Annotated in this window: 22 protein-coding genes and 1 tRNA gene; 20 read left to right on the top strand and 3 right to left on the bottom strand. The window is 64.9% G+C overall.

Annotated elements, in window-relative coordinates; translation table 11 throughout:
- Positions 1–29: 29 nt before the first annotated feature.
- Complete coding sequence (locus AB7849_RS12825; protein ID WP_008211008.1) at positions 30–2,558, bottom strand: TonB-dependent receptor plug domain-containing protein; 2,529 nt, start codon at positions 2,556–2,558, stop codon at positions 30–32.
- Between the two features lie 284 nt (positions 2,559–2,842).
- On the opposite strand from AB7849_RS12825, the gene AB7849_RS12820 reads away from it, so the two are divergent.
- The 20 genes from AB7849_RS12820 (at position 2,843) to AB7849_RS12725 (ending at position 21,042) form a co-directional block, all read left to right on the top strand.
- The gene (locus AB7849_RS12820; protein WP_008211010.1) at positions 2,843–3,160 is read left to right on the top strand and encodes an FmdB family zinc ribbon protein; all 318 of its coding nucleotides are present in this window, start codon (positions 2,843–2,845) and stop codon (positions 3,158–3,160) included.
- 101 nt (positions 3,161–3,261) lie between these two features.
- The gene (locus AB7849_RS12815; RefSeq protein WP_157618070.1) at positions 3,262–3,795 is read left to right on the top strand and encodes a DUF3011 domain-containing protein; all 534 of its coding nucleotides are present in this window, start codon (positions 3,262–3,264) and stop codon (positions 3,793–3,795) included.
- Positions 3,796–3,906: 111 nt separating this feature from the next.
- Positions 3,907–5,676: an aspartate--tRNA ligase gene (aspS, locus tag AB7849_RS12810; RefSeq protein ID WP_008211013.1), complete on the top strand. Its 1,770-nt coding sequence runs from the start codon at positions 3,907–3,909 to the stop codon at positions 5,674–5,676.
- A gap of 76 nt (positions 5,677–5,752) precedes the next feature.
- Positions 5,753–6,397: an alpha/beta fold hydrolase gene (locus tag AB7849_RS12805; protein WP_008211014.1), complete on the top strand. Its 645-nt coding sequence runs from the start codon at positions 5,753–5,755 to the stop codon at positions 6,395–6,397.
- Between the two features lie 74 nt (positions 6,398–6,471).
- Positions 6,472–7,191, top strand: coding sequence for a YebC/PmpR family DNA-binding transcriptional regulator (locus AB7849_RS12800; protein ID WP_008211015.1), 720 nt, complete (start codon positions 6,472–6,474; stop codon positions 7,189–7,191).
- A gap of 290 nt (positions 7,192–7,481) precedes the next feature.
- Positions 7,482–8,012 (top strand): crossover junction endodeoxyribonuclease RuvC, encoded by a 531-nt coding sequence (ruvC, locus tag AB7849_RS12795; RefSeq protein ID WP_008211285.1) that lies wholly within the window; start codon positions 7,482–7,484, stop codon positions 8,010–8,012.
- Complete coding sequence (ruvA, locus tag AB7849_RS12790) at positions 8,009–8,608, top strand: Holliday junction branch migration protein RuvA (RefSeq protein ID WP_008211287.1); 600 nt, start codon at positions 8,009–8,011, stop codon at positions 8,606–8,608. Before ruvC ends, ruvA begins: the two co-directional genes overlap by 4 nt.
- Before the next feature lie 14 nt (positions 8,609–8,622).
- Positions 8,623–10,545: a potassium transporter Kup gene (locus AB7849_RS12785; protein WP_369501126.1), complete on the top strand. Its 1,923-nt coding sequence runs from the start codon at positions 8,623–8,625 to the stop codon at positions 10,543–10,545.
- 127 nt (positions 10,546–10,672) lie between these two features.
- Positions 10,673–12,565 (top strand): potassium transporter Kup, encoded by a 1,893-nt coding sequence (locus tag AB7849_RS12780; RefSeq protein WP_008211290.1) that lies wholly within the window; start codon positions 10,673–10,675, stop codon positions 12,563–12,565.
- A 116-nt stretch (positions 12,566–12,681) separates the two neighbouring features.
- Positions 12,682–13,728, top strand: coding sequence for a Holliday junction branch migration DNA helicase RuvB (gene ruvB / locus AB7849_RS12775; RefSeq protein ID WP_008211291.1), 1,047 nt, complete (start codon positions 12,682–12,684; stop codon positions 13,726–13,728).
- Positions 13,729–13,823: 95 nt separating this feature from the next.
- Positions 13,824–14,246, top strand: coding sequence for a tol-pal system-associated acyl-CoA thioesterase (gene ybgC, locus AB7849_RS12770; RefSeq protein WP_008211293.1), 423 nt, complete (start codon positions 13,824–13,826; stop codon positions 14,244–14,246).
- A 62-nt stretch (positions 14,247–14,308) separates the two neighbouring features.
- Entirely contained in the window at positions 14,309–14,995 is a 687-nt protein-coding gene (gene tolQ, locus AB7849_RS12765) for a protein TolQ (RefSeq protein WP_008211294.1), read from the top strand.
- 15 nt (positions 14,996–15,010) lie between these two features.
- Positions 15,011–15,463, top strand: coding sequence for a protein TolR (tolR, locus tag AB7849_RS12760; RefSeq protein WP_008211296.1), 453 nt, complete (start codon positions 15,011–15,013; stop codon positions 15,461–15,463).
- Positions 15,450–16,388: a cell envelope integrity protein TolA gene (gene tolA, locus AB7849_RS12755; RefSeq protein WP_037099724.1), complete on the top strand. Its 939-nt coding sequence runs from the start codon at positions 15,450–15,452 to the stop codon at positions 16,386–16,388. Before tolR ends, tolA begins: the two co-directional genes overlap by 14 nt.
- Positions 16,389–16,396: 8 nt before the next feature.
- The gene (gene tolB, locus AB7849_RS12750) at positions 16,397–17,716 is read left to right on the top strand and encodes a Tol-Pal system beta propeller repeat protein TolB (RefSeq protein ID WP_037099727.1); all 1,320 of its coding nucleotides are present in this window, start codon (positions 16,397–16,399) and stop codon (positions 17,714–17,716) included.
- A 257-nt stretch (positions 17,717–17,973) separates the two neighbouring features.
- Complete coding sequence (gene pal, locus AB7849_RS12745) at positions 17,974–18,483, top strand: peptidoglycan-associated lipoprotein Pal (protein ID WP_008211303.1); 510 nt, start codon at positions 17,974–17,976, stop codon at positions 18,481–18,483.
- Positions 18,483–19,331: a tol-pal system protein YbgF gene (gene ybgF, locus AB7849_RS12740; protein ID WP_369501125.1), complete on the top strand. Its 849-nt coding sequence runs from the start codon at positions 18,483–18,485 to the stop codon at positions 19,329–19,331. The genes pal and ybgF overlap by 1 nt, the downstream gene beginning before the upstream one ends.
- A gap of 30 nt (positions 19,332–19,361) precedes the next feature.
- Complete coding sequence (queE, locus tag AB7849_RS12735; RefSeq protein WP_008210276.1) at positions 19,362–20,033, top strand: 7-carboxy-7-deazaguanine synthase QueE; 672 nt, start codon at positions 19,362–19,364, stop codon at positions 20,031–20,033.
- Between the two features lie 184 nt (positions 20,034–20,217).
- Entirely contained in the window at positions 20,218–20,904 is a 687-nt protein-coding gene (gene queC, locus AB7849_RS12730; protein WP_008210274.1) for a 7-cyano-7-deazaguanine synthase QueC, read from the top strand.
- A gap of 62 nt (positions 20,905–20,966) precedes the next feature.
- Positions 20,967–21,042 (top strand) — tRNA-Lys (locus tag AB7849_RS12725).
- Between the two features lie 87 nt (positions 21,043–21,129).
- On the opposite strand, the gene AB7849_RS12720 is transcribed toward AB7849_RS12725, so the two are convergent.
- Together AB7849_RS12720 and AB7849_RS12715 are read right to left on the bottom strand one after the other, a co-directional pair.
- Complete coding sequence (locus AB7849_RS12720; RefSeq protein WP_008210272.1) at positions 21,130–21,837, bottom strand: TVP38/TMEM64 family protein; 708 nt, start codon at positions 21,835–21,837, stop codon at positions 21,130–21,132.
- On the bottom strand, positions 21,834–22,391 hold the full coding sequence (locus tag AB7849_RS12715; protein ID WP_092702837.1) for a nucleoside deaminase: 558 nt from the start codon (positions 22,389–22,391) through the stop codon (positions 21,834–21,836). Before AB7849_RS12715 ends, AB7849_RS12720 begins: the two co-directional genes overlap by 4 nt.
- Positions 22,392–22,394 lie beyond the last annotated feature (3 nt).

The raw sequence follows: 22,394 nt of genomic DNA, 5'->3' as shown, positions 1-22,394 counted from the left end.
GAATGCGACAACGCCATGCCCGGCCGGAATCACCAGCTGTAGCGCACCTTGCCGTACGCGTAGGCGCCGTTGTAACCGAATGGCGAGAACGTGGAGTATGGCAGCGTGCCGGTGTTGGTGTTGGTGGCGATGTTCCGATCCGGGTAGGTGTCGGTGGCATTGTCCACGCCCAGGGTGAAGGTCCAGTTCTGCCAGCGGTAGCTGCCGGACAGATCCAGCACCCACTTCGGGCTGAAGGTCTGGTCGGTGACCAGGTTGCCGTATTTGTCGTGGGTGCCGTACTGGCTGATGTTGCTCAGGTAGCTGGTGTAGCGGCCGTAGCGGGTCAGCGTGCCGTTGAAGCTCCAGTTGCCGATGGCGTATTGCTCGTTGAGGATCAACTTGCTGCGCGGCGAGGAATTGGCGAGATAGCCCTTGATGTCCTGGCGGCTGAGGCGCGTGAGGTTGATCCCGAGATTGTCGAGCACGGCAGGGTTGGGCTTGATGCTGGTGACCACGTTCTGGTTGTAGTTCGCACTCAGCGTGGTGGTGAACGTGCCGATGTCTCCGGCATCCTTCACCCACGTGCCCACGAAGTCCACGCCGCGGGTGCGCGTGTCACCGGCATTGGTGAAGTAGTTGATGCTGGTGTAATCGAGGTTGGTGATGCCGTTCGCCTTCAGGTAATCGACGACGGTGGGCGAGGTGATGCCGAGGCTGGTGGACAACGCAATGCGGTTGTCGATGTAGATCTGGTAGACGTCAAGGCTCAGGTTCAGCGTGTCGGTCGGGCTCCACACTGCGCCGAAAGTGTAGTTGCGCGACTTTTCCGGCTTCAGCGATTCGGCGCCGAGCAAGGCGCCGATCCGGCTGTTCGCCGGCACCAGACCACTGTTGTAGATGCCGGCCGGCAGGCATGGCTGTGTCGGACCGTTGGGGCACAGGTTCTTGGAGCCGGCCGCGTAATAGAACGACGAGATCTGCGAGAAGTACTGCTGCGCCAGTGACGGTGCTCGGAAGCCGGTGGAGGCGCTGCCGCGCAGGGCGAAGCTGTCGGTGAAGTCGTAGCGCGCCGACAGCGAGCCCGAGGTGGTGCCGCCGAAGTCGGAGTAGTTCTCGTGGCGCACGGCCAGCGAGGCGCCGAGCTTGTCGGTGAGGTTGGTTTCGAGGTCGATGTACTCGGCCACGTCATGGCGCGCGGCATTCACCGTGTTGGCCGGTTGCCAGCCGGCAAAGCCTTGCGCGCCGCCGGAGACGCCCGAGGTACCCACGTACCAGGAGGCCAGTTCGCCCGGATTGATCTGGTAGCCCTGGCGCAGGTACTCGGTGCCGAAGGCCAGGGTCACCGGATTGGGCAGCCAGCCCGGATTGAGATCCTTGGCAATGTCGATGTCGAACGATTGCTGGCTGGACTTGAGCACGCCGTCCTGGAATATGCTGGGCGAGTAGCCGAAGTCGTTGAAGAAGGCGAAGTTCATGCTGTTGCGCGTCTCGTAGGAAACGCGATTGCCGCCGGCATTGGCCGAGACGTCCCAGCGCCAGCCGTTCACCTTGCCGCGCACCCCAGCCACCAGCGACTGATCGAAGGAGTCGGCGTTCTCCAGCGGCAGGAAGCCGTTGGGGTACATCGAGGCCATCAGCGGGCTTTTCGGTGAGGGCGAATTCAGGCCGTAGCGGTAGAACGCCGGCGAGATGCTGTTGCGGCGGCTGTAATGGCCGAAGGCGTAGAACTGCACGTCGGGCGTAATGTCGTATTGCGCATTGAGCAGCACGTTGTTGCTGTGCACCCAGGGGTCGCCCTGGCGGTAGTTCACGCCGAGCGCTTCCCAGGCCGGCGAACGGTTGTCCACGCCGGCACGGTTGGTGTTGTCCTCGTTGCCGCTTTCCAGGGAGAAGCGCAGCCAGCCCTTGTCGTTGTTGAGCGGGATGCCGAAGTTGGCCGTGCCCTGCCATTGGCGGCCGTCACCGGCGGAATACTGGCCGCCGGTGACTTCGATATCACCGCCCTTCGCACCGTGTTTCAGGATGATGTTGATGACGCCGGCGATGGCGTCGGAACCGTATTGCGCCGAGGCGCCATCGCGCAGCACTTCGATATGGTCGATCGCCGAAATCGGGATGGTGTTGAGATCCACCGGCTGCGAGCCGCGTCCGATCACGCCGTTGTTGAGCAGGATCGCGCCGGGATGCCAGCGCTTGCCGTCGACCAGCACCAGCACCTCATCGGGCGACAGTCCGCGCAACTGCGCCGGGCGCTGCGTGTCCGCCGTGTCGGCGGCGGAGGGGCGGGGGAAATTCAGTGACGGGATGATCCGCGCCAGCGCGGTGGGCAGGTCGTTGGTGCCGGTCTGCTGCAGCACCTTGGCCGAGACCACGTCGATCGGCGTGAGCGAGCTGCTTTCGGTGCGGTTGTCGGCGCGGGTGCCGGTGACGATCACCGTCTGCAGTTTCTTGGCGTTGGCGGAAGACGGCGTGTTGGTGTCCTGCGCGGCGACGCCAGTGGAGGCGAAGGCCAGCAACAGGGCGGCGGGAAGCAGGGCAATGCGCAACGGGACGATGGATGAGTTCTTCTTTTTCATGGGGCTCTCCGAAGATATGTTGCATTGCAACGTAGGCAGGGTATTGCCTTGCCCGATACCGGTCAATAGACGTCTAGACGTCTATTGCGGCATAAGCAAATGACTCGACAGATCCAGGGCGGCAACCGCCGCCGATACTTCTCCCGCGGTCAGGCTACTCTTTACGCCTGGGCGGCACCAACCGCCGAAAGGCATGCCCGGAGCATCGTGCTCGTTGAAATGTGGCCCGCTGGATCGATAATGGCGGTCATTGTGAATCGGGCGATTGCGCCCGGAGAGATCGAATGCCCATCTACGAATTTGAGTGCACCCAGTGCGGCCATCACTTCGACCGCCTGCAGAAATTGTCCGATCCGGACCCGGCAGCCTGCCCCACGTGCGGGGCGCCGCAGGTGCATCGGCTGGTCAGCGCACCCTCGTTCCGCCTGGCCGGCAGCGGCTGGTATGAAACCGACTTCAAGAAGGCCGGCGACAAGAAGCACAACCTGGCGGGTGATGCCGGCCAGTCCACTGCCGCTCCCGCGCCTTCTGCTGCCCCTGCGCCTTCTGCCGCGCCCGCGCCTGCGCCGACGACCTCATCAGGTTCTGCCACCACGAAGTGACGGTACAAGCTGAACACTGCCCTGATCAGGCGTCGGGCAGGGTGTACCGCTGGGGTGTCGTGTGGTTATCGTGGCGGTGTACGTCCATGTCCGAGGTCCGCATGAAGCCTGTCCGTGCCCCTGTCGTTGCCGTCGTTGCGTTGCTGACGATGTTTGCGGTCTTTGGCGGTTTTGCACACGCGCAGGGCCGGGCGGAGCGTGGGGGCGGTGGGCGCGAGGTGTACTGCGCCAGCAACGACAGCCGTGGAACGCGTTGCCAAATGCCGTGGCGCGATTCGGTGCTGGCGCAACAGATGTCGCATGCGGCGTGCGTCGAAGGCGAAACCTGGGGGCGCGACCCGTACAGCGTCTGGGTGAAAGGCGGCTGCCGCGGCAATTTTCGTGACGCGCGCGCCTTTGGCTGGCCGGGCGGCGACCATCGTCCAGGCGACGATCGTGAGGTGTACTGCGCCAGCAACGACAATCGCGGCGCGCGCTGCCAGGTGCCGTGGCGCCATGCCGAGTTGTCGAGGCAGATGTCCGATGCGCCGTGCATCGAGGGTCAGACCTGGGGCAGCGACCGCTATTCCGTGTGGGTGAAGAAGGGCTGCCGCGGCCAGTTCCGCGAAGCACGTGGTGGCTATCGGCATTGGTGATGCCGGCTCGGGCGAACGCGCCGGGCGGGGCGCTGGGCTGGGGCGCGGGGTGCTAAGATTGCAGGTCTTTCCTCCCGTTTCCCGAGGGCCACGGCCCGGAGTTCCAAGCGCATGCGCACGCATTACTGCGGTCTCATCGACGAGACGCTTATCGGCCAGACCGTCATCCTGTGCGGCTGGGTCAACAAGATCCGCCTGCAGGCCCACGTGGCCTTCGTCGACCTGCGCGACCACGAAGGCCTGGCACAGGTGGTGGTGGAGCGCGACAACGCCGATGCCTTCGCCGTGGCCGGCGAGCTGGGCTACGAGTATTGCGTGCGCGTCACCGGCACGTTGCGCAAGCGGCTTTCGGTCAACGACAAGCTGAAGACCGGCACGGTCGAGCTGGTCGCCGACAAGGTCGAGATCCTCAATGCCGCGAAGGACCTGCCGTTCGCGCTGCACGAGAATCCGAACGAAGACATGCGGATGACCTACCGCTACCTCGACCTGCGTCGCCCGGAAATGCAGGCGATGATGCGCAAGCGGACCCGGCTGGTGCAGGCATTGCGCCGCTATCTCGATGCGCGCGGCTTCCAGGACATCGAGACGCCGATCCTGACCAAGGCCACGCCGGAAGGCGCGCGCGACTACCTGGTGCCCAGCCGCGTGCACCCGGGCCAGTTCTACGCGTTGCCGCAGTCACCGCAGCTGTTCAAGCAGATCCTGATGATGGCCGGTTTCGATCGCTACTATCAGATCGCGCGCTGCTTCCGCGACGAGGACTTGCGCGCCGACCGCCAGCCCGAATTCACCCAGCTCGACCTGGAGTTCGCCTTCGTCGAGGAAAAGGACGTTCAGGACTTCGTGGAGGCATTGATCCGCCACGTGTTCAAGGAAGTGCAGGGCGTCGAGCTGGATGCCGCCTTCCCGCGCATGACCTGGGCTGAGGCGATGCGTCGCTTCGGCTCGGACAAGCCGGACCTGCGCATTGCGCTGGAGCTGGTCGATGTGGCCGATGCGCTGAAGCAGGTCGAATTCAAGGTGTTCGCCGATCCGGCCAACGATCCGGCCGGTCGCGTCGCCGCCTTGCGCGTGCCGGGTGCGGCCACGTTGAGCCGCAAGGAGATCGACGGGCTGACCGAATACGTCACCCGTTACGGCGCCAAGGGCCTGGCCTGGATCAAGGTGGACGATCTGGCCAAGGGCCGCGAAGGCGTCAGCTCGCCGGTGGCGAAGTTCCTCGACGATACGGCGCTGGATGCCGTGCTGAAGGCGACCGCCGCGCAGTCCGGCGACATCGTGTTCATCGGCGCCGGCAAGTGGAAGGCAGTCACCGATTTCATGGGCGCGTTGCGCCTGAAGGTGGCCAAGGATCGTGGCCTGGTCGAAGACGGCTGGAAGCCGCTGTGGGTCACTGACTTCCCGATGTTCGAGTACGACGAGGAAGAGCAGCGCTACGTCGCCCTGCATCATCCGTTCACCGCGCCGAAGATCGACGATATCGCCGACCTGAAGACCCATGCCGCCACCGCGGTCAGCCGCGGCTACGACATGGTGCTCAACGGCAACGAGATCGGCGGCGGCTCGATCCGTATCCATCGTCCGGAGATGCAGAGCGCGGTGTTCGAATTGCTCGGCATCGGCGCGGAAGAAGCCGAGGCGAAGTTCGGCTTCCTGCTGAAGGCGCTGAAGTTCGGCGCGCCGCCGCATGGTGGCCTGGCCTTCGGCATCGATCGCATCGCCGCGCTGATGGCGGGTACCGAGTCGATCCGCGACGTGATCGCCTTCCCCAAGACCACCAGCGCGCAGGACCTGATGACCGATGCGCCTTCGCCGGTAGGCAACGCACAGCTCAAGGAGCTGCACGTGCGCGTGGCCGGGGAAACGCCGGAGCATTGAGGAAGCGGGTCTCATTCCGATCATTCATCGGAATGAGACTATGGTGATGTCGCCGGCTTCTTCCTGACCCTTTCCCATGACCGACCACATCATCCTGCTGCATGGCTTGTGGATGCGCGGTTTCGCGCTGTCGATGCTGCATCGGCGGTTGATCGAGGCCGATTTCCGCGTGCATCGCTTTGATTACCTCAGCGTGGCGGCGCAGCAGGAGCGCATCCTGCAGCGCCTGCAGGAGCAGATGGTCGAGCTGGCCGACGGCGGCCATGCGGTGCACCTGGTCGGTCACAGCCTGGGCGGCCTGCTGGCGCTGCGCGTCTGTGCCGAACATGCCGATGAACTGCCGCCGGGGCGCATCGTCTGCCTGGGCTCGCCGCTCAAGGGCAGTGCCGCCGCGCGCCGTTTTGCCGGGCTCGGGCGGGGTGGCGAGGTGTTGCTGGGGAACAATCGCGAGTTGCTGGAGCATGGCTTCGAACGCTGGGACGATCCGCGCGAACTGGGCGTGATCGCCGGCTGCACACCGCTCGGGCTGGGCGCCATGCTGGGCCAGGTGGAAGGCCAGCATGACGGCACCGTGGCGGTGGAGGAGACCCGCTTGCCCGGGTTGACCGACCACTGCGTGATGGATACCAGCCATACCGGCCTGTTGTTCTCGCAGGACGTGGCGCGGCAGGTGACGCGATTCCTGCACAGCGGCGGATTCGAGCACCCGGGCTCGATCTGAGCCCGGTTTGCCGTTGCGGGCCCGGATTGAAGTAAAATCGCCGGCTTGTCCCATAGCCAGCCGCAGGAATTCCCATGGGTAGAGGCCCGTCCATCGAAGGCCGCAAGAATGCCGAAGACGCCAAGCGCGCCAAGGTGTTCACCAAGCTGATCCGCGAGATCACCGTCGCGACCCGCTCCGGCGTGGCCGATCCGGCCGGCAATCCGCGCCTGCGCGCGGCCATGGACAAGGCCCTGGCCGCCAACATGACCAAGGACACCATCGAGCGCGCGATCAAGCGCGGCTCCGGTGCCGATGGCGGCGCCGACATGCAGGAACTGCGCTACGAGGGCTACGGCCCGGCCGGTATCGCGCTGATCATCGACTGCTTCACCGACAACCCCACCCGCACCGTGGCCGACGTGCGCCACGCGCTGACCCGGCATGGCGGCAATCTCGGCACCTCCGGCTCGGTGGCGTTCCAGTTCACCCGCTGCGGCGAGCTGGTATTCGCCACCCGCGGCGACGAGGCGGCCGAGGAGAAGGTGCTGGAAGCAGCCCTGGAGGCCGGTGCCGACGACGTCGTCAACGAACATGGCGAAAGCACGGTGCTGTGCGCGCCGGAAGATTTCGAGACGGTGCAGCAGGCGCTGTCCGCGGCGGGGCTGGAATCCGAACACGCCGGCGTGAGCATGCGTCCGAACAACCGCGTGGCCGTACCCGAGGATGCGCAGGAAACATTGGCCACGCTGCTCGAGAAGCTCGACGCGCTGGACGATGTCAGCGAGGTCTACCACAACGCCTTGCTGACGTGATGCAGGCACGCACGGGACTTCGGGTCTAGGAGCGTGGGCGGCAGAAATCTTCCGGGCTGCAAAAGCGTCTGCGTGGTCCATATGTCCGTCGCTTCTTGGCCCATAGAATCACTATGGGCCGGCGAATCGTCGAAAATCTGTCCTCACGCAGCCACTTTTTCGCCTCGAAAGTTTCTCCCGCCCACGCTCCTGGGATGCCGGGACGGAAAAGGTGGCTGCATGGCCCCGTTTCCCGTCACGCATCCGACTGGACCATGAAGATGTCGTCTCCCATCGCGCCCGCCGTGTCCATGCCCCGGGCCGCACGCATCATCGGCATCGATCCCGGCAGCCAGCGCACCGGGGTGGGCATCCTCGACGTGGACGAGCGCGGCAAGCTGACGCATGTCTTCCATGCGGCGCTGGTCGTGGCGGGCGAAGCCAGCTTTCCGCTGCGCCTGAAACGCATTTTTGACGAACTGAGTGACATCATCGGCGCTCATCGGCCGGACGAGTGCGGCATCGAGCGCGTTTTCATGGCGCGCAATGCCGATTCGGCCCTGAAGCTGGGGCAGGCACGCGGGGCCGCGATCTGCGCGGTGGTCAGCCAGGGGATCGTGGTGCACGAATACGCAGCGACGGAAGTGAAGCAGGCGGTAGTGGGCAGCGGTCGTGGCGACAAAAGCCAGGTGCAACACATGATCGGCGTGCTGCTCAGCCTGAAAGGCCCGTTGCAGGCCGACGCTGCCGACGCGCTCGCGATCGCGGTGACGCACGCGCATACGCGCGCCAGCCTGGGCCGCGTGGGCATTCCGCGCACGGCCTGGAGGCGCGGCCGATGATCGGCCGGCTGCGCGGTACGCTGCTGTCGAAGCAGCCACCAGCCTTGCTGGTGGAGGTGGGCGGCGTCGGCTACGAAGTGGAAGCGCCGATGTCCACCATCTACGACCTGCCGGGTATTGGTCAGGAAGTGATCCTGCTTACCCATCACGCGGTGAAGGAAGACAGCGTGACGCTGTACGGCTTCCTGCGCGAGGGCGAGCGCGTGTTGTTCCGCAGCCTGCTGAAGGTCTCGGGCATCGGCGCGAAGATCGCGCTGGCGGTGTTGTCCGGCGTATCCACCGAGCATTTCGCGCGACTGGTGCAGGCCGGCGACGTGGTCGCGCTGACCAAGATCCCCGGGATCGGCAAGAAGACCGCCGAACGCATCGTGGTGGAATTGCGCGATCGCGTGGAAGGCATGGCCACGAGCCTGCCCGGCGCTTCCGGCATGCCCGCCGGCGCGCCACTGGACGCGGCCGGCGAAGCCACCGTGGCATTGCAGCAACTCGGCTACAAGCCGGTCGAGGTCACCCGCTTGGTGCAGAAGGTCGCCGCCGATGGCGACAGCGCCGAAACCATCATTCGCAAGGCATTGCGTGCCGCACTCGGCACCTGAGCCACGGGATACCCATGAGCGAACAGGCAAAGACGGACCAGCCGGCGCAGGCCGCCAGTGATGGCGACGTCCTGCACGGCAGCAAGAAGGCATTGATTCTCGGCGCGGTCGGCGTGGTGTTCGGCGACATCGGCACCAGCCCGCTGTACACCATGCACGAAACCTTCCTGCCCGAGCACGGCCTGCATCCGTATCCGAGCACGGTGCTGGGCATTCTGTCGCTGGTCACCTGGTCGCTGATCATGGTGGTGGCGGTGAAGTACGTCAGCCTGGTGATGCGCGCCGACAACAAGGGCGAGGGCGGCATCATGGCCTTGATGGCCCTGGCCCAGCGCGCCAGCGGCAGCTCCGTGCACATGCGCCGGCTGGTGGTGCTGATGGCGGTGCTGGGCGCGGCGCTGTTCATTGGCGATGGCGTGATTACCCCATCCATTTCGGTGCTGTCGGCGGTGGAAGGCGTGAAGGTGGCTGCGCCACAGATGGAGCATCTGGTGGTGCCGGTCACGGTGGCCGTGCTGCTGGGATTGTTCTGGCTGCAGCGCCATGGCACCGCCAAGGTGGGCGCGCTGTTCGGCCCGGTGATGGTGTTGTGGTTCTTGAGCCTCGGTGCGATCGGCGTGTGGAACATCTTCCAGGCGCCGGGCGTGTTGCGGGCGCTGAACCCGTGGTACGCGGTGGAGTTCTTCATGACCCACGGCCGCACCTCGATCCTCGCGCTGGGTTCGGTAGTGCTGTGCGTCACCGGCGCCGAGGCGCTGTATACCGACATGGGCCATTTCGGCCGTTTCCCGATCCGTGCCGCGTGGTTCGGCTTCGTGATGCCGGCCTTGCTGCTCAATTACTACGGGCAGGGCGGGCTGCTGCTGGCGCATCCCGAGGCGATCGCCAATCCGTTCTATCACGCGGTGCCGGGCTGGGCTCTGTACCCGATGATCGCGCTGGCCACGCTGGCCACGGTGATCGCTTCGCAGGCGGTGATCTCCGGCGCGTTCACGGTGACGCGGCAGGCGATCCAACTGGGTTTCGTGCCGCGCATGCAGGTGGTGCACACCTCGCGCGAGGCGATCGGGCAGATCTTCCTGCCGTGGGTGAACCGCTCGCTGATGATCACGGTGATCCTTACCGTCATCTTCTTCGGTTCGTCCAACGCGCTGGCCGGCGCCTATGGCATCGCGGTGACCGGCACGATGGCGATCGATACCACGCTGACCATGATCGTGGCGCGGCGCATGTGGCACTGGAACCGCGCGGTGGTGATCCTGACCGCGATCGTGCTGCTCACCATCGACCTCAGCTACTTTGGCGCCAACACGCTGAAGATTCCCGACGGCGGCTGGTTCCCGCTGGTGCTGGGCCTGGCGATGTTCGTGATGATGACCACCTGGCGCCGCGGCCGTGAGCTGGTGGTGCGCGAGATCAAGCAGGGCGGTTTGGCGTTGGCGCCGTTCATCGAGAACATCAGCGAGCATCCGCCGCTGCGCGTGCCGGGCACGGCGGTGTTTCTTACCGCCAACCAGGAGGCGGTGCCGCACGCATTGCTGCACAACCTCAAGCACAACAAGGTGTTGCACGAGCGTAACGTGCTGTTGACGGTGGAAGTACTGGAAACGCCGGTGGCCGATTCGGAGGAACGCATCAAGATCGAGGATCTGGGTGGCGAGTTCTACGGCCTGGAGTTGCGCTTCGGCTTTGCCGAGGACCCGAACGTGCCCTTGGCGCTGTCGCAATGCGCGCGCGGCGGGCTGCCGTTCGACATGATGGACACCACCTTCTTCCTGTCGCGCGAGAATATCGTGGCCGATGCGCGGCGCCCCGGCATGGCGCTGTGGCGCGACAAGCTGTTCGCCTTCCTGTCGCGTAATGCGTTACCCGCCACAGCCTTCTTCCAGATTCCTGGCAACCGGCTGATCGAGCTGGGTGCGCAGGTGGAAATCTAGAAGTCCAGAAGTGAGGTAAGAGGAGTGAGGAGTGAGAGAAAGCCTGCGGGATTTACCGCCTTCTCTCACTTCTCACTCCTCTTCACTCACTCCCCGCTTTTTCACGCGTCCCGCCAAGCCCACCTTCATGTCCACTCTCGACAAGTCCGCCAGCCAGTCGCATCCGCGTCTTGCCGCGCTCGCTTTGGGCGCGATCGGCGTGGTTTACGGCGATATCGGCACCAGCCCGCTCTACACCTTGCAGACCACGTTGAGCCACGACGGCATGCGGCCAACGCCGGCGAGCATCTTCGGCGTGCTGTCGCTGATCTTCTGGGCACAGATCATCGTGGTGTCGCTGAAATACATGGTGTTCATCATGCGCGCCGACAACAAGGGCGAAGGCGGCATCATGGCGCTGATGGCACTGGCGCAGCGCTGCGTGCGCGAGCAACCGCGCTTGCGCTGGGTGCTGTTGACGCTGGGCATCTTCGGCGCGGCCTTGTTCTACGGTGACGGCGTGATCACGCCGGCGATCACCACGCTCGGCGCTGTCGAAGGCGTGAAGGTGGCCGCTCCGGGCATGGCGCATTGGGTGGTGCCGGTGACGGTGGCGGTATTGCTGCTGCTGTTCGCGATGCAGCGTTACGGCACGGCGCGGGTCGGCCGGATATTCGGCCCGGTGATGGTGCTCTGGTTCGTGGCGATCGCCGTATTCGGCGTGCGCATGATCGTGCGCAACCCGGAAGTACTGTGGGCGCTGGATCCCTGGTACGGGGTGCGCTTTTTCCACACGCATGGATTGCAGGCCTTCATTTCGCTGGGTGGCGTGGTGCTGGCGTTGACCGGCGCCGAGGCGTTGTATGCCGACATGGGCCATTTCGGGAAACGGCCGATCCGGCTGGCGTGGTTCGGCTTCGTGCTGCCGGCGCTGGTGCTCAACTATTTCGGCCAGGGCGCCATGCTGCTGGAACATCCGGCGGCGGTGGACAATCCGTTCTTCAAGATCGTGCCGCACGCGTTGTTGTACCCGATGATCGGGCTGGCCACGGCGGCGGCGGTGATCGCCTCGCAGGCGGTGATTTCCGGTGCGTTCTCGATGACGCGCGAAGCGATGTCGCTGGGTTATTCGATGCGCATGCCGGTGGTGCACACCTCGCGCGAGATGTCCGGCCAGGTGTTCGTGCCCTGGGTCAACAGTTTCCTGCTGGTCATGGTGCTGCTGGCGGTGGTCGGCTTCCGCAGTTCGGACAGCCTCAGCGCAGCGTATGGCATTGCGGTGACCGGCACGATGGCGATCACCACCCTGCTGGCCCTGGTGGTGGCACGCCGCCAGTGGCACTGGAACGGCGTCGTGGTCGTGTTGGTGGGGGCGGTGCTGCTGACGATCGACCTGTCGTTCTTTGGCGCCAACCTGATCAAGGTCGACCACGGCGGCTGGTTCCCGCTGGTGCTGGGACTGGGTGTGTTCGTGCTGATGACCACCTGGCGCAGGGGGCGCGAACTGGTGGTGCGCGGAATCCGGCAGGGTGGACTGGCGCTGGCGCCGTTCATCGAGAACATCAGCGAGCACCCGCCGCTGCGCGTGCCGGGCACGGCCGTGTTCCTTACCGCCAACCAGGCGTCGGTGCCCCATTCCTTGCTGCACAATCTCAAGCACAACAAGGTGTTGCACGAGCGCAACGTGCTGCTGACGGTGGAGGTGCTGGATACGCCGATGGCCGACGCCACGGAACATCTGCGGGTCGAGTCGCTGGGTGGCGAGTTCTACCGTCTGGAGCTGCGCTTCGGCTTTGCCGAGGACCCGAACGTGCCGCTGTCGCTGTCGCAATGCGCGCGGGCCGGGCTGCCGTTCGACATGATGGATACCACGTTCTTCCTGTCGCGCGAGACCGTCGTTGCCGACAAGCGGCGCCCGGGCATGGCGCTGTGGCGCGACAAGCTGTTCGTGTTCATGGCGCGCAACGCGCTGCCGGCGACGGCCTTCTTCCAGATCCCCGGCAACCGGTTGATCGAGTTGGGAGCGCAGGTTGAGATCTGAGAAGTGAGTGGAGGAGTGAGAAGTGAGAGAAAAGCTTGCACCTGGCCAGGCTTTCGCGTTCTCTCACTCCTCACTTCTCTTCCCTCACTCCTCGCTCATGGCCTCATAATGGCGCCATGACCGACCACCGCATCATCACGCCGGACACCCAGCTCGACGACGAGGCGCTGGAAGCATCCATCCGTCCGAAGCGGCTGGCCGAATACCTGGGCCAGCAGGCCGTGCGCGAGCAGCTGTCGATCTATATCGAGGCGGCGAAGAAACGCGGCGGGGCGCTCGATCACGTGCTGATCTTCGGGCCACCCGGACTGGGCAAGACCACGCTCAGCCACGTCATTGCCAATGAACTGGGCGTCAGCGTGCGCTCCACTTCCGGCCCGGTGCTGGAGCGCGCCGGCGATCTGGCCGCGTTGCTGACCAACCTGGAACCGCACGACGTGCTGTTCGTGGACGAGATCCACCGCCTGTCGCCAGTGGTCGAGGAGGTGCTCTATCCGGCGATGGAGGATTTCCAGATCGACATCATGATCGGCGAGGGCCCGGCCGCGCGCTCGATCAAGCTGGACTTGCCGCCGTTCACCCTGATCGGCGCGACCACCCGTGCCGGCCTGCTCACCGCGCCGCTGCGCGACCGTTTCGGCATCGTGCAGCGGCTGGAGTTCTATTCGACTGACGAACTGGCCGCGATCGTGCGCCGCTCGGCGCGTATCCTCGGCATCGATTGCGCGGCGGAAGGCGCCCAGGAAATCGCCCGTCGCTCGCGCGGCACGCCGCGCATCGCCAACCGCCTGCTGCGCCGGGTCCGTGATTACGCCGAAGTGCGCGCCGATGGCCGCATCACGCTGGAAGCCGCGCGGGCGGCCATGGGCATGTTGAAAGTGGACGCCGAGGGTTTCGACGAGCTGGATCGCCGCCTGCTGGCCATCATCATCGAGAATTTCGACGGCGGCCCGGTCGGCGTGGAGTCGCTGGCTGCCGCGCTCAGCGAGGATCGCGGTACGCTGGAAGACGTGGTCGAGCCGTACCTGATCCAGCAGGGCTTCCTGGTCCGTACCGCGCGGGGCCGCATGGCCAGCGCCAAGGCCTGGCGCCATCTGGGGCTGGTGCCACCTCCGCGGCAGCCCCAGCCGGTCGACCTGTTCGGCCCCGAGACTGGGGAGTGAGGGCAGAGAAGTGAGAAGTGAGAGAAAATCCACTCCGCCGATCTCTCACTCCTCACTTCTCTTCACTCACTTCCGTTTCCCTGCCGGTTCCGCCCATGCCTCCTGTCGCTTCCGACCACGTTCCTTTCACCTGGCCCGTCCGGGTCTACTGGGAAGATACCGATGCCGGCGGCGTGGTCTATCACGCCAGCTACCTGTGCTTCCTGGAGCGGGCCCGCAGCGAGTGGCTGCGCGCCTTGGGCGTGAACCAGATGGCGCTGAAAGAGGCCACCGGACTGGCCTTCATGGTGCGCGAGATGCAGCTGGACTTCCTGCACGCTGCCCTGCTGGACGATGAACTGCAGGTGACGGTGGAGGTCAAAGAACGGCGCGCTGCCAGTATCCTGTTCGCCCAGACGATCTTTCGGGCCGACGGTACGCCGCTGCTTCGCGCGCAAGTGCGGGTGGCATGCGTGGATGTTCGGCGCATGCAGCCGGTACGCATTCCGGCCGATGCGATTCCCGGGCTCGATCACTAGAACGGTTTTCCGAGTTTCTTTCGGGCCCTCAATTTTTTCTTGCGGCGGAGCACCCTCAGGCAATGAACAGTGGATTGAACATTTTCGCGTTGATCGCGGATTCGAGCTGGCCGGTAAAGCTGGTGCTGCTGGTACTGCTGGTGTTCTCCTTCATGTCGTGGGTCATCATCGTGCGCAAGTACTCGCAGATGAAGGCGGCGATGGAGAATGCCGAGTCGTTCGAGGAGCGTTTCTGGTCGGGCGCCGACCTGGCCCAGCTGTTCCGCGAGGTGAGCAACCGCGGCGCCGACAACGGCGGCATGGAGAACATCTTCGAGTCCGGCTTCCGCGAGTTCGCGCGCCAGCGCCAGCGCCGCACCCCCGATTCGCGACTGGTGATCGAGGGCGCCGAGCGGGCGATGCAGGTCACCGTGACCCGCGAGGTCGGCCTGCTGGAGCGCAACCTGGAATTCCTCGCCAACGTCGGTTCGATCAGCCCCTACGTGGGCCTGTTCGGCACGGTGTGGGGCATCATGGGCGCGTTCCAGGGCCTGGGCGAGATCAAGAGCGTGACCATTGCCGTGGTCGCGCCGCACATCTCCGAGGCGCTGATCGCCACCGCCATGGGCCTGTTCGCCGCCATTCCCGCGCAGTGGGCCTACAACCGCTACGCCAACAAGGTGGAGCGCGTGGCTTCGCGTTACGACGTGTTCCAGGAGGAGTTCTCCTCCGTGCTGCAGCGGCAGATCCAGTCCGACGACGCGGCCTGAGCGGGGACGACCACCATGCGTACCCCGCGAACATCGCGGCGCCACAAGCGCTACAAGCTGAAGTCCGAGATCAACGTCGTGCCGTATATCGACGTGATGCTGGTGCTGCTGATCATCTTCATGGTCACCACGCCGATGATCAACGCCAGCGTCGACGTCAACCTGCCGCAGGCCGACGCCAAGGCCCTGCACACCAAGAATGAGCCTTTGATCGTGGAAGTCGATCACGACGGCAACTTTTGCATCAAGAAAGACAAGGACTGTGAGTCGGTCAGTGCCGACCAGCTCAAGGTCGAGATCGGCGCCATCGTGAAGCAGAACCCGGACATCAGCGTACTGGTGGCCGGTGACCAGTCCGGCAAATACAACGGGGTCTACCAGGCCTTGACCGACCTGCAGCAGGCCGGCGTGTCCAAGGTCGGCCTGATGAGCACGCCGGAGTCGGGCAAGCCGAATGCGCGACCGTAGTTCGACTCCGATGGCGGTGGTGGTCTCCGCCGTCCTGCATCTGGGCATCGTGGGGTTCCTGTTCCTCGCGATGCTGCCGTGCGCCAGCTATGAAAGTTTCTTCGATGCCCTGCATCTGCCGCGCTGGATGAACCCGATCACCTGTTCCCGGCCGCTGGAACTGCAGGGCCCGGTGATCGAGGCCACGCTGATGGGGCCGACCGGCAGCCCGCCGCCGAAGGCCAGCAAGGCCAAGCCGATCCCCCATACCGTGCCGCCACCGCCCACGGTGAAGCCGCCGACCCCGCCGCCGACGCCTGCACCCAAGATCAAGACCTTGCCGCCGCCGCCCGAGCATCCGGACGTGAAAGACCAGGAGCGCGTGGTCGAGCAGGGCCTGCAGAAGGCCGAAGAGCAGCGCGTGCAGCAGCAGAAGGAGCGCCAGCGCCAAGCCGAGCTGGACGCCCAGGCGGCCAAGCGCAAGGCCGAGCTGAAGAAGGTGGACGAACTGTTCGCCAAGATGGATGCCGCCTCGCGCCAGACCCATCAGCTGGACAGTAAGGCGCGCCAGGCCAAGCAGCAGCTGGCGGACCTCAAGAATGCCAAGGACAACGGCCAGGCGGACCTGCCGAACGCCGCCCAGCGGCAGAGCGGCACCAACAGCGATCACACCGCGCTGCTGGACCAGTACGGTGCGGCGATTCAGAACGCAGTCACCCCGAACTGGTTACGTCCGGATAACATGCCCAATGTTCCGTGCAAGGTTCATATCGTGCAGTTACCGGGGGGCGAGGTGATGAGTGCTACTGTCGATTCCAGTTGCCCGTATGACGACGTGGGCAGGCGATCGATCGAAAATGCCGTGTTGCGCACCAAGACGCTGCCCTACAAGGGCTTCGAAAGTGTTTTCCGTCGCGACATAACCCTCACTTTCATGCCGCAATAATCAAGCCCATGCATAAACCCAGTTCACTATTTGCCTTCGTCCTGATGGCGGTGGCGGCGCTTCTTGCGGGTCCTGCGGCAGCGCAGTCGCTCAATGTCGATATCGTCGGCGGCCTGAAGACCGCCACGCCGATCGTGGTGGTGCCGTTCGCACAGCCCGCCGGCGCCGCGTTGCCGACCGATGTGGCCGACGTGATGCGCAACGATTTCAACCGCTCCGGCAAGTTCCGCTCGCTGGCCAAGAGCGAGATCGTCGAACAGCCGACGCAGGGCTCGGAGATCAAGTTCGCCACCTGGCGCTTGCTCAAGCAGGACTACATCGTGGTCGGCCGCATCACCAATGCCGGCGACGGCAAGGTGCAGGTCGAGTACGAACTGTGGGACGTGAACAAGCAGCAAAGCCTGCTGCACCAGCAGATGCCGCCGGCTCCGGTGGGTGACCTGCGCAGCGTGGCGCACCAGATCGCCGACCAGATCTACCAGAAGATCACCGGCGTGCGCGGCGCGTTCTGGACGCGCATCGCCTACATCACAGCGGTGGGGCTGGGCAATCACACCACCTATTCGCTGATCGTGGCCGATTCGGATGGCTACAACCCGCAGGTGGTGGCCCGCTCACACGAAGCGCTGCTGACCCCGCGCTGGTCGCCCGACGGCAACAAGATCGCCTACGTGTCCTTCGAAAGCGGCAATTCGGCGATCTACGTGCAGGACATCACCACCGGTGCACGCACCCTGGTATCCGGCCGCGCCAAGGGCATCAATGGCGCGCCGGCGTGGTCGCCGGATGGCACCAAACTGGCCATGTCGCTTTCCTACGTGGGCAATCCCGAGATCTTCGTGATGAACCTGGCCAACCACCAGGAAACCCGCCTGACTCATAATCTTGCGATCGACACCGAGCCGGTGTGGTCGCCGGACGGCCAGAGCATCTACTTCACCTCCGACCGTTCCGGTCGGCCGCAGATCTACAAGATGCCGGCGACCGGTGGCACGCCCACCCGGGTCACCTTCCAGGGCCAGAGCAACTACGATTGCGACGTCAGCTACGACGGCAAGCAGATCGCCATGGTGCAGGCCAACGGGAACGTGTATCGTATTGCGATAATGGACCAGAGTCTGGGCGGCCAGATCCGCTACATCTCGCCTGGTCCGCTGGACGAATCACCGAGTTTCGCGCCGAATGCAAGCATGCTGCTGTATGCCTCCAGCGAAGGCAATCATGGTGTGCTCTACGCCGTTTCGGACGACGGCATGGTCAGGCAGCGTCTCGTGCTTTCCGATGGCGACGTGCGCGAACCGGCCTGGGGACCATACCGGACGCATTGAATCAGGCTCGGTGACAGCGATTGCAAGCTGTCACCGGGTGACCTAAGGAGGGGCCCGAGGCCGTTCAAAGCGTCCCCGGTTGTCGGGCCACGGCGGTTTCGTCGTGGCCGGTCGTGCAGGTTGTGGCAAGACATCGCGCGATCTGCACAGTTAAAGGTGTCAAAATAAAACAACAGCCGGACCACCGGCGATGGTTGTCCCGTAACCGCAATCGTCATCGACTGTCGGATCTCAAACCCGTTTGAAGGAACGTCACCATGAATAAGACCGTTCGCGTCGCTCTGGTCGCCCTGCTTTGCGTTGGCGCGGCCGCATGTGCCAAGAAGCAGGAAGTCAAGCCGCAAGCACCTGCTCCCGAGCAGACTGCCCAGGCTCCGGCTCCCCAGAGCAATGGCAAGTACACCCCTGCCGATCTCAATACCGATGCCTGCCTGCGTCAGCGCGTCGTGTATTTCGATTTCGACAAGTCCGAGATCAAGCCGGAATTCCAGCAGATCATGGCGTGCCACGCCAAGTACCTGCAGGATCGCCCGACCGCTCGCATGCGCCTTGAAGGCAACACCGACGAGCGTGGCACCCGCGAGTACAACTTGGGCCTCGGCGAGCGTCGCGGCAATGCCGTGGGCAGCGCTCTGGAAGCCAATGGCGCGTCGTCCAGCCAGATCAACGTGATCAGCTACGGCAAGGAAAAGCCCGTGTGCCGTGAGCACAACGAGGATTGCTGGAGCAAGAACCGTCGCGTCGAGATCGTCTACACGGCTGAGTAATGAAGCAAATACTGGCTAAACGTTTCATGGCCAGGATCGGCACGGCGGGCGCGATAGCGTCCGCCGTGCTGTTTGTCGGGCCGCTCCACGCACAGAACTCGCCGCTGAGCCTCGCCGACCGGGTCGCCCGGCTTGAGCAGCAGGCGCAGAATCGCGACCAGAGCGGCACCAGCCTGGTCAATCGCCTGCAGCAGATGCAATCGCAGATGCAGCAGATGCAAGGCCAGATCGAGGAACTGCAGCATCAGTTGCAGGATCTCCAGGACAAGGGCAAGGCGCAATACGTGGATCTGGACTCCCGCATCGGGCGTCTTGAGCATGCGAGCGCCTCGCCAAACCCGGCGGGCCAACCCGCCCATGCTGCGTCGACCGGAGCCGCTGCCGCGGCTACTGCCAGCCCGCCGCCCGCGGCCGGCAGCGCTTCCGCGGCCAGCCAAGGTACACCCGCACCCACGCCCGCCAACGCCACCATGCAGGCCGCCTACGGCGCCGCATTCAAATCGTTGCGTGGCGGCGACTACGTGGCCGCTTCGCGCGGTTTCCGCGATTACATCCAGAAATACCCGGATACCTCGCTGACCCCGAATGCCTTCTACTGGCTGGGCGAGTCGTACTACGTCACCCAGAACTATCCGGTGGCACTGGAAGCGTTCCAGCACCTGCTGGCGCAATTCCCGGACAGCGAAAAGGCGCCCGATGCGCGGCTCAAGCTCGGCTATACCCAGCTTGAGCTCAAGCAGCATGCCGCGGCCGAGGCCACGCTGAAATCGGTCGTCGCCAAATACCCGGGTACCAAGGCCGCCAGCCTGGCCCAGGAACGCCTGCGTCGCCTCGACCAGGCGCATTGAGGGTCGGTCATGGTCGGTAGCAGTGAAACCATGGCGCCCGACGCGCCGACATCCGCCGTGGGCGAACGCCTGCGCATCACCGAGATCTTCCACTCGATCCAGGGCGAGGCCGATGCGATCGGCTGGCGCACCGTGTTCGTGCGCCTTACCGGTTGTCCATTGCGTTGTGTGTGGTGCGATACCGAATACGCCTTCCATGGTGGTGGCTGGCGCGATATCGACGACATCCTCGCCGAAGTGACTTCGCACGGTGCGCCGCGTGTCTGCGTCACCGGCGGCGAGCCATTGGCGCAGAAACGCTGCCTGATCCTGCTGCAGCGCCTGTGCGACGCGGGCTACCGGGTGTCGCTGGAAACCTCCGGCGCGCTGGATGTTTCCGCCGTCGACCCGCGCGTGCACAAGGTGATGGACCTGAAGGCCCCCGATTCCGGCGAAAGCGCGCGCAACCTGTGGTCGAACCTTGAGCATCTGCTGCCGCACGACCAGGTGAAGGTGGTGATTGCCAGCCGCGCCGACTACGAGTGGGCGCGCGGCGTCGTTGCCGAACACGCGCTGGATCGTCGCTGCATGGTGCTGTTCTCGCCGGTCTGGGGCAAAGTGCAGCCGCGCGAGCTGGCCGAGTGGATCATCGAAGACAAGCTGCCCGTGCGCTTCCAGTTGCAGTTGCACAAGCTGCTGTGGGATGACGCGGCGGGGCATTGATGTTCTCCTCCTCCCCCTGCTTGCAGGGGAAGGTCGGGAGGGGGTAAAGCTTTTCCCGACCGGAAAGCACCCCTCCCCAACCCTCCCCTGCGAGCAGGGGAGGGAGCCTGACGCGCTGCGGCCTGTGTCGCCGCATGCGCTTTCCCGGCCGGTGACCGGCCGTACTGCAAGTGGATGCAAAATCATGTCTGAAACCACGCCTCGCAAGGCCGTCGTGCTCGTCTCCGGCGGCATGGACTCGGCCGTCGTCATCGCCATTGCGCGCGAGCAGGGCTATCAGGTGCACGCGCTCAGCGTGGCCTATGGCCAACGCCACAGCTCCGAACTGGAAGCCTCCGAGCGCGTTGCGCACCTGTTGGGCGCGGTCGAGCACAAGGTGGTGCAGGTGGACCTGCGCAGCATCGGTGGCTCGGCGCTTACCGCCGACATCGACGTGCCGCTGGATGCCGCCGGCCAGAGCGAGATTCCGGTGACCTACGTGCCGGCGCGCAACACCATCATGTTGTCCATCGCGCTGGGCTGGGCCGAAGTGCTGGGTTCAGCCGAGATCTGGTGTGGCGTCAACGCCGTGGATTATTCCGGCTACCCCGACTGCCGGCCGGCCTTCATCGAGGCCTTCGAAAAGCTCGCCAACCTCGCCACCAAGGCCGGCGTGGAAGGTGCGGGTATCCGTATCCGTGCACCGCTGATGGCGATGAGCAAGGCCGACATCGCACGCGAAGGCACGCGGCTTGGTGTCGACTTCGCACAGACCGTGAGCTGCTACCAGGCCGACGCGCAGAGCCGTGCCTGCGGTCATTGCGATGCCTGCCGCTTGCGCGCGCAGGGCTTCAGTGAAGCGGGCCTTGTCGATCCGACGCGCTACGTCTGAACATGTCCTGGCTTGTGCCATCGGCGCGCAACCCATAAAATCACCGGCTTGCCTTGATGCAAGGGCCGTTAGCTCAGTTGGTAGAGCAGTAGACTTTTAATCTATTGGTCCCGAGTTCGAGTCTCGGACGGCCCACCAAGACCTCACCCGCATGGTGCAAGCCCTGCGGGTTTTTTATGGGCGCGACATGCGCTTTCTGCGCACGTGCGGGTACTGCGTCGTGATTCAGTGGTGCGTCGAGCGCCAGCGGCGGGCGATATATTCGATCAGCAGCGGCAGCAGCGCGAGCAGGGCAATGGCACCCAGCGGCCACAGCACATCGCTATGCATCAGCATGTGCGGGCCGATTCGCTCGCCCTGGCTCAGCGCCTTGCCCAGCCCGGCACCGATCGAGGTTTCGAAGACCAGCATGGTGGTGCCGCCGAGCCAGGTGGCGCCGAGGAACAGCCATAGCCGACAGCGCAGCCACGCCAGGCTCACCGTCACCAGCCCGAATGGCACCACCGGCACGAAGCGCAGGAACAGCGTGTAGCTGACCGGGTGGCGTTCGAAGCCGTGGTGCAGTTTCGCGACGATGGCCGGGGGGTGTTTGCTGCCGCTGCCGAAGGCGTAACGGCTGGCCAGGTAGAGGATCAGCGACCCCATGGTCAGCCCTGCCGATGAGGTCAGGGTGCCGTCGACCACGCCAAAGGCGAAGCCACCGGCGAGGATCACCACGATGGTGCCCGGAACGCCGGTGGCCGTGGCCAGGGTCAAGACGCCGACATAAACCAGTCGGCTCAGCCAGGGGTGTTCGATGATCTGCGTGTGCAGCTCGCGCTGATGGGCCACCAGATGTTCAGGATGCAGGCGCGCGAACGCCCCGGAGGCGAACAACACGATGCCGGCCAGTATCAGCAGCAGCAGCGGCAGCGCGGCGCGCAGGCGCTTCAATAGGGGGTTCCGCTGGCGCCGTATTCGGCCAGGACGGCGCGTGCCTCGTCGCGCAGGATGTCGCGACGCACCGCGATGCCGCGGCGCTCCAGTTCGCCGATCCAGTCTGCTGGCAGCGGACCTTCGTCGAACTCGGTGAGCTCTTCCACATCCTCTGAACGGGCGCCGATCAGCAACGCATCGACGCCGGCCCACACGGTGGCGCCATAGCACTGGCAACACGGCTGGGCGCTGGTGGCGAGGGTGTAGTGGCCGCCCTGTTCGTTGAGGCGAAAGCTGGACAACCGCTGCTGGGCGGCCATGTAGGCGAGCATCTCGGCATGCGCCACGGAGCAGGTTTGCGGTACCACCCGGTTTGACGCGGCGGCGATCAGGCGGCCGTGTTCGTCGAACACCGCAGCCCCGAACGGGCCGCCGCTGCCGTGGGCGATATTGCGCCGCGAAAGCTCGATCGCCAACCCCACGCGTTCCTCGTCGGTGAGGTAACGCTTGCGGGTGTCGGCCACCTCGCCGATCCAGGGCGGCAGGGTGAGGTGGATCTGGGTCGGCAGCATCGA

This window comes from Rhodanobacter sp. FW021-MT20 (genome assembly GCF_041107475.1).
Taxonomy (GTDB): domain Bacteria; phylum Pseudomonadota; class Gammaproteobacteria; order Xanthomonadales; family Rhodanobacteraceae; genus Rhodanobacter_A; species Rhodanobacter_A glycinis.
Note: the sequence above shows the minus strand (reverse complement) of the source record. Positions and strands in the feature narration are given on the sequence as shown.

What these genes read in the sequence shown, in the direction of transcription:
- AB7849_RS12825 (WP_008211008.1), bottom strand. Translation starts at nt 2,558, where the DNA reads ATGAAAAAGAAGAACTCATCCATCGTCCCGTTGCGCATTGCCCTGCTT.
- tolQ (WP_008211294.1), top strand. Translation starts at nt 14,309, where the DNA reads ATGAACAGTGGATTGAACATTTTCGCGTTGATCGCGGATTCGAGCTGG.
- ruvB (WP_008211291.1), top strand. Translation starts at nt 12,682, where the DNA reads ATGACCGACCACCGCATCATCACGCCGGACACCCAGCTCGACGACGAG.
- AB7849_RS12805 (WP_008211014.1), top strand. Translation starts at nt 5,753, where the DNA reads ATGACCGACCACATCATCCTGCTGCATGGCTTGTGGATGCGCGGTTTC.
- ybgC (WP_008211293.1), top strand. Translation starts at nt 13,824, where the DNA reads ATGCCTCCTGTCGCTTCCGACCACGTTCCTTTCACCTGGCCCGTCCGG.
- AB7849_RS12785 (WP_369501126.1), top strand. Translation starts at nt 8,623, where the DNA reads ATGAGCGAACAGGCAAAGACGGACCAGCCGGCGCAGGCCGCCAGTGAT.
- ruvA (WP_008211287.1), top strand. Translation starts at nt 8,009, where the DNA reads ATGATCGGCCGGCTGCGCGGTACGCTGCTGTCGAAGCAGCCACCAGCC.
- queE (WP_008210276.1), top strand. Translation starts at nt 19,362, where the DNA reads ATGGCGCCCGACGCGCCGACATCCGCCGTGGGCGAACGCCTGCGCATC.
- queC (WP_008210274.1), top strand. Translation starts at nt 20,218, where the DNA reads ATGTCTGAAACCACGCCTCGCAAGGCCGTCGTGCTCGTCTCCGGCGGC.
- tolB (WP_037099727.1), top strand. Translation starts at nt 16,397, where the DNA reads ATGCATAAACCCAGTTCACTATTTGCCTTCGTCCTGATGGCGGTGGCG.
- AB7849_RS12800 (WP_008211015.1), top strand. Translation starts at nt 6,472, where the DNA reads ATGGGTAGAGGCCCGTCCATCGAAGGCCGCAAGAATGCCGAAGACGCC.
- tolR (WP_008211296.1), top strand. Translation starts at nt 15,011, where the DNA reads ATGCGTACCCCGCGAACATCGCGGCGCCACAAGCGCTACAAGCTGAAG.
- ybgF (WP_369501125.1), top strand. Translation starts at nt 18,483, where the DNA reads ATGAAGCAAATACTGGCTAAACGTTTCATGGCCAGGATCGGCACGGCG.
- AB7849_RS12715 (WP_092702837.1), bottom strand. Translation starts at nt 22,391, where the DNA reads ATGCTGCCGACCCAGATCCACCTCACCCTGCCGCCCTGGATCGGCGAG.
- aspS (WP_008211013.1), top strand. Translation starts at nt 3,907, where the DNA reads ATGCGCACGCATTACTGCGGTCTCATCGACGAGACGCTTATCGGCCAG.
- AB7849_RS12815 (WP_157618070.1), top strand. Translation starts at nt 3,262, where the DNA reads ATGAAGCCTGTCCGTGCCCCTGTCGTTGCCGTCGTTGCGTTGCTGACG.
- AB7849_RS12780 (WP_008211290.1), top strand. Translation starts at nt 10,673, where the DNA reads ATGTCCACTCTCGACAAGTCCGCCAGCCAGTCGCATCCGCGTCTTGCC.
- AB7849_RS12820 (WP_008211010.1), top strand. Translation starts at nt 2,843, where the DNA reads ATGCCCATCTACGAATTTGAGTGCACCCAGTGCGGCCATCACTTCGAC.
- tolA (WP_037099724.1), top strand. Translation starts at nt 15,450, where the DNA reads ATGCGCGACCGTAGTTCGACTCCGATGGCGGTGGTGGTCTCCGCCGTC.
- ruvC (WP_008211285.1), top strand. Translation starts at nt 7,482, where the DNA reads ATGCCCCGGGCCGCACGCATCATCGGCATCGATCCCGGCAGCCAGCGC.
- pal (WP_008211303.1), top strand. Translation starts at nt 17,974, where the DNA reads ATGAATAAGACCGTTCGCGTCGCTCTGGTCGCCCTGCTTTGCGTTGGC.